This window comes from Pseudomonadota bacterium (assembly GCA_022361155.1).
In the GTDB taxonomy this organism is placed as follows: Bacteria; Myxococcota_A; Polyangia; order Polyangiales; family JAKSBK01; genus JAKSBK01.
Window position 1 is genome coordinate 1 of the sequence record JAKSBK010000495.1, and the last position, 6,208, is coordinate 6,208.

Consider the following 6,208-nt stretch of genomic DNA (forward strand, 5'->3'; position numbering starts at 1 on the left):
CGTCGGTCTGGGCGACACCAGCTACGGTAGGGTGATTGCGCATACCCCGGCTACATGGACGGAGGTTGTAGTAAACGTGTTTCGCTGCCGACCTAGGGTACCGCCAGCAAGGCGCGTCTCCGCGCTCAGCCTTCCGCACTTCGCGCTAGCGGGCAGCCTAATCGCTTCCTCCGCCGTGGCCCGCGCGCAGACGCCGGACGTCCGCAACCTGAAGCCGGTCATGGTGCTGCTGCTCGATACCTCGGGTTCGATGGAGCGCAAGGCGGGCTGCGCCTGCACCACGGACTCCTGTGCCGAGTGTCTTCCCAACTGCGACGCGAACGAGAAGAATCGCTGGGCTACTACCCTAGAAGCGCTTACCGGCACCTTCAGCAGCTTCAGTTGTACTGCGAGGCCCCGCACCGTGGACAATGGTATGAGCTACGATGTTGGCTACTACATACCTCACCACGATCCTCCAGATTCAGATCAGAACTCCGATGGCATTCTGGATTCGTACGCCGGGCAGGTGAAATTCGCATTGATGACCTTCGATGGCATGCCCACCGCCTATGGAAAGTCTCCCATGGTGCCGGTGGCCAGCTGGTCCGAGCCCGAGAGCACCGGCGAGCCGGGCATGTGGTCGTACGCCGGTGCCAAGTCGTTCAACTTCCCGGGTTGCCTCACGGACTTCAAGATGGACACCGGCGTTCGCAGCGCTTCCGCAAGCGAGGGCGAGCTGATTTCGGTTGGGAGCGATTCCGCGGATCTCGCCGCTATCAATGACCGCATTCAAAGCAGCCTGCTCGCGACGCGGCCTTTTGGAGGCACTCCCATCGCAGCGGCGCTCGACGACCTGCATTACTATTTCGAGAATCACGTCGATGTGAAGAGCGGCGGCGATCCCTATTACAGCTGCCGCAGGCGTTACGCGCTGCTTCTGAGCGACGGTGTTCCGGATCCGGACTTTCGCGAATACGGCTGCGATCAAGCCGGCTACACCTGCCCCTATCCACTGGCCGAGGACCTGGCCGCCTACCTGCGCTGCGGGTCCGGCGCGACCTCCTGCAGCACTGCATCCGGGCCCATCGAGAAACTCTACGTAGTGGGCTTTTCGACCGCCAACCAGAGCGTCAAGGACACGCTCAACGCGCTGGCCTCGAACGGAGGCAGCGGCTCGGCTTTGTTTGCCGACGGGCTGAGCCAGCTGCGAGGTGCGCTGGCGAGCGTGCTGGACTGGGGGATAGGTGAAGCCACGTCGCGCTCTGCACCGAGTTTTTCGAACAGCGTGAGCGGCTCGTCGACGGCGCAGCAGTTTCAAGTCAACGCGGGTTTCCTCGTGGGCAAGGGCAGCGAGCCCTGGGAAGGATACATCGAACGCAGACGCTTCGTTTGCGACGGAACCTCGATCACGGAGCCCGCCCTCTCGAGCCAGGACAAGTTTCACGAGGTGCTGAACGCGCGTGGCACGGCACGCGATCTGTGGACCGTGAAGCCGGCGGCTGCGGCGCTCGACGCGCACCTGTGGAAGGGCAGCCTGGGAGCCCCCTGCGCCAGCGACGGCTGCAGCAACCTGGCCTTCACCAAGGCGAACATCGATCCTCCAGATCTGGGCCTCGTGGTCGAAAACAGCACGCGCCGCGATGCGATCGTAGATTGGGTCCACGCGGAGTCATCGAGCGCACGCGCCGAGAAGCGACTCGGCGACGTCTACCACTCGTCTCCGCTGGCAGTGGGGCCGCCGCAGTTCGACAGCCCGGACCATTCCTACAACCTGTTTCGCCGCAAGCTCGAGGTCCGTAGTCGCCCGCTCGCGCTCTACGTAGGCACCAACGATGGAATCGTGCATGCCTTCGCGCTGGACGACTACCCGGCGGATGCGTCCGACACAGCCCACGCAGGCACGACCTTCAGCGCCGGCGACGAGATGTGGGGCTTCGTGCCGCCCATCCTGATGTCCAAGCTCGACGCGGCCGTGGACGCCCATCAGTTCTTGGCGGACGGCTCCCCCGTGGTCAAAGATGTCTACTTCTCACGCACTCCCGGAGCGACACCGAGCCCGGATGCCTATCGTACGCTGCTCGTGACCGGCATGCGTGGGGGCGGCAAGGGTTACGTCGCGCTCGACGTCACCGACCCCGTCGAGCCGAAGTTCCTGTGGCAGTTCACGCACAGGCCGAGCGCCCGTTGCGAAGGCTGCGACGCCGACTGCGACGCTGCCAAGCTGGCTGCTGGGACTTGCACCAGCAGCGACATCGCCTACTCCGGCTACAGCTACGGCCAGGCTGCGTTGGGCCAGGTGCTCGTCAACTACGAGGGCACCGTGCAGGAGCGCGCGGTCGCCGTGCTTTCGGGCGGAAAGGGACTCACTTCGTCCAGCCTGGAGTGCAACAGCTACCGCGACAGCCTGGGCCAGGTGCCTCAGAGCCACGCTTCGATCGACCGGGACAGCGGTAGCTACGGGCTGCTCACGCCGCATCGCGCCAAGGTGCGGTGCTGGCAGGGCGAGGGGCGGTCGGTTTTCATCGTGGACGCGGAAACAGGAACCCTGCTCAAGCAGATCGATGAGCGCGTGTTCCCGGCGCCGGTGGCTGGCTCGGTGGCTATATTCAACGGCGATGTCGGCACGGTCGCCACGCGAGCCTTCGTGACCGACCAGGACGGCGTGATCTGGCGCATCGATCTGACCGGGACGGACCCCGTGCCTGGTGATCCCCATGCCGGCTGGACGGCCCGGCCCTTCCACGACCTGTACTACGACAAGCTCTTCAGCGAAGGTCGGCCGGGTTACGAGCGACCCGCACTGTCGGTCGACACGCAAGGCCGACTGGTAGTGGTGCAGGGAACCGGCGACCCGGATGACCTTACCTCGGGTGCCGCCCACGCCGTGGTCTCGTTGACCGAGCGCCTGGCGCTCCATGCGGACGGCACGACCCAGCTCGATGCGACCCGCGCGGCCATCAATTGGACGAAGACGCTCGCGACTGGTGAATCGGTCACCGGCCCCGTCGAGCTGTTCGACGGTAACGTGTACTTCGCCAGCTTCCGGTCACAAACCGGCCCCGACGCCTGCGCCTTCGGCGAAAGCCACGTCCATGCCTTCGACTACATCGACGACGACGGCGCGGCTCCGCCAGGCCCCGTTGCAACGAGCGGGGTCGGCGGGCTGGTGGGCTCCAGCCACGCCAACAAGCTCTTCATGGGCGTGGGCATTACCCAGCGGCCCCAGTGCTTCGACACGAGCACGATCAGCGACCCCTACATGGGAGGCTCGAGGGCCGCGATCCCGCCCGCCAGCGCGCCCGAGTTTCACCTGGTGTTGAACGCCGGGGGAGACGCCAGTGCGGACAAGGGGGGCGTGATCAAGACCGAGAGCATGGCGGTACCGACGCCGGCAAGCCTTACGAGGATTACCTCCATCGCCGGCACGGTTGATTAGCTCCGTGTTTGGTGCGGGCGGCAAACCGAAGCTGCGCTTTTTTAGGGCGAGCCCGAGGCTGGAGTCGAGGACGAAAGCCGCCCAGCAAACCGCCTGGGAAGCCGCCGTGCAAGCGTGGTCACCCCGTGAACAGTTACTCCGGATCGACTATAGTTCGCTGCGCATGAGGGCAAGACTGGCAGTTGTTTGTTTGCTGCTGTGCGGCGCCGAGGCGTGCTCGAGGGACGTGAGACCGGCAAGGCCTCCGGCGCCCGTGACGTTGGCGGGAGCCGGGGCTTCGTCCGGCGCCGGCTCGGGGGCGGGCCTTGGGGCAGGCCCGGGCGCGATCGCGGGCAGCATGCAAACCGCCGGGACTCAGGCTCCGGCCGCCCAGGCGGGCGCTGGCGGAGCGACGTTCCCGACGGCAGGCGCGGGGGGAGCGCCGGCGCTTCCCATGGCCGGTGCCGGGCCAGGGACGGCAGGCCAGGCCCCGGTTCCACCGCCGCGCCCGAACATCCTGTTCATCTTCACGGACGACCACGCCTACCAGGCCATCAGCGCCTACGGCTCCAGGATCAACCAGACCCCCCATCTCGATCGCATCGCAAACGAAGGCATGCGCTTCGATCGAGCGTTGGTGACCAACAGCATTTGCGGGCCGATGCGCGCCACGATCCTGACGGGCAAGTACAGCCATCTGCATGGTTTCATGGTCAACGACAACGCCCGGTTCGACGGAAGCCAGCAGACGTTCCCAAAGCTCCTGCAGCAGGCAGGCTATCAGACCGCAGTCATAGGCAAGTGGCACCTGTACTCCACGCCCACGGGCTTCGACCACTACGAAGTCCTGATCGGTCAGGGCGAGTACTACAACCCCGAGCTGACGACGGTGAACGGACGGCGCACGTATACCGGCTACACAACCGATATCATCGCCGACCTGACGCTCGAGTGGCTGCAGCAACAGCGCAATCCGAACAAACCCTTCATGCTGATGTACCAGCACAAGGCGCCGCACCGGCGCTGGGATCCTGGACCGAAGCACCTCACGCTCTACGACGGCATCGACATTCCGGAGCCCGACACGTTGTTCGACGATTGGTCGGGCCGGGGTACTGCTGCCAAGACCCAGGATATGACGATCGCCGAAACCATGGACGAGCGAGACCTGAAGCTCATCACGCCGGCAATCCTGACACCCGACCAGCGCAGGCTGTGGGAGGCAGCCTACGGTCCCAAGAATCAAGCGTTTCGGGCAGCCAACCTGAGCGGGCCGGACCTCGTGCGCTGGAAATACCAACGCTACATCAAAGACTACCTGCGCTGCGTGGCCTCGCTCGACGACAACGTGGGTCGAGTCCTCGCTTACCTGGATCAGAGCGGTTTGGCCGCCAGCACGATCGTGGTCTACGCTTCGGACCAAGGTTTTTTCCTGGGCGAACACGGCTGGTTCGACAAGCGCTGGATGTACGAGCAATCGTTCCGCACGCCCATGCTCATCCGCTGGCCCGGGGTGGTTCGGGCGGGAAGCATCAACGCCGATCTCGTTTCCACGCTCGACCTGCCGGAGACGTTCCTTGAAGCCGCGGGCGTTCAGGTGCCCGGCGATATGCAGGGCGCGAGCCTTTTGCCGCTGCTCTTGGGGCAGACTCCGGCCGCCTGGCGCAAGAGCTTCTACTACCACTACTACGAGCATCCAGGCTGGCACTACGTACGCAGGCACTACGGCGTGGCCAACGCGCGCTACAAGCTCATGCACTTTTACGAGCCTAATCTGAACGAGTGGGAGATGTACGATCTGCAGATGGATCCCAAGGAGATGAGGAGCGTGTACAACGATCCAGGCTACGTCCAAGTTCGGAGCGAGCTGATGGCGGAGCTAGGACGCCTGCGCGCCGAGCTCAAGGTGCCCGTTCAGGATCCCCCGGGCTCCGTTGTCAGCAATCCGCCGCCAAGAGTCCGCCCTTTGCCCTAAGGGCCCGCGGAAAAATAACTCGTCTGTATCGCCGAGGGCCGGGCGCCGTTGGCAAGGCGCAACGACGAGAAATATTGGGGATGCTATTTCTCTTCCGCCTCCTCGAGCAGCGCGATGTCCGCAAGGTCCTTGGCCCGTCCGGATGCGCGCTTGTTCTCGACCAACTCAGCTCTACCGAGGAAGTGCACCGCGTGCTCGCCAAACTTGGCGGACACTCGACCGGTCCAAGCCTTGTCGAACGCAACGCCGTCGATGCTGGTCATGATATCGATGCGCAGCGGCGGATTGCCCAGCGTTGCCATACGCTCGGGGGTAGCGAACTCAGCCGTCGCTTCAGCCAGAGCCGGGAAGCCGAATTCGTTCAACGCCTTGCATAGTCGCTCGGCATTGTGCGGTTCTGGCTCCACCCAGAAATCGATATCCTGCGTGGCTCTAGGCCTGCCGTGCGCTGCCAGCGCGTGGGCACCCACGATGAGGAACCTGACGCGATGGGCGCACAGCAAGCTGATAAACTCGCTCCATTCGGGCGGGAGCTTCATCGGAGTAGATGCCTATCGTCGCTTGCCGGATGGTCTCGACCGCCGATACGCGGTCCTCGATGCTCTGAGCCGCCCAGTACTCGATCTCACTGCGTATAGCCTGCTCGGGTGTCGTCCAAGCGAAAACCTTGTACATGCTGGATAAGCGTAGCCGACCATCCGCCCTTCAGCACGCCGCCGAGGCTTGTGTCAAGTGCGCTGCCCCGCTCGCGCGGCGAGCTAGCTAGCTACTAGCCGGAAACGGATGTTTCCGGCTAGGGCATCCATAAGGCATCTGTCAAAACCGTCAGCAACGAG

At 64.3% G+C, this 6,208-nt stretch carries 3 protein-coding genes; 2 read left to right on the forward strand and 1 reads right to left on the reverse strand.

Annotated features, from left to right (window positions below):
- The first annotated feature begins 76 nt into the window (after positions 1–76).
- A complete protein-coding gene (locus MJD61_18585) occupies positions 77–3,418 on the forward strand; it encodes a hypothetical protein (protein MCG8557271.1) in 3,342 nt (1,113 codons plus the stop codon).
- 433 nt (positions 3,419–3,851) lie between these two features.
- A complete protein-coding gene (locus MJD61_18590; protein MCG8557272.1) occupies positions 3,852–5,372 on the forward strand; it encodes a sulfatase in 1,521 nt (506 codons plus the stop codon).
- Between the two features lie 83 nt (positions 5,373–5,455).
- Here the strand turns inward: MJD61_18590 and MJD61_18595 are convergent, their stop codons facing one another.
- Positions 5,456–5,911: a hypothetical protein gene (locus MJD61_18595; protein ID MCG8557273.1), complete on the reverse strand. Its 456-nt coding sequence runs from the start codon at positions 5,909–5,911 to the stop codon at positions 5,456–5,458.
- Positions 5,912–6,208 lie beyond the last annotated feature (297 nt).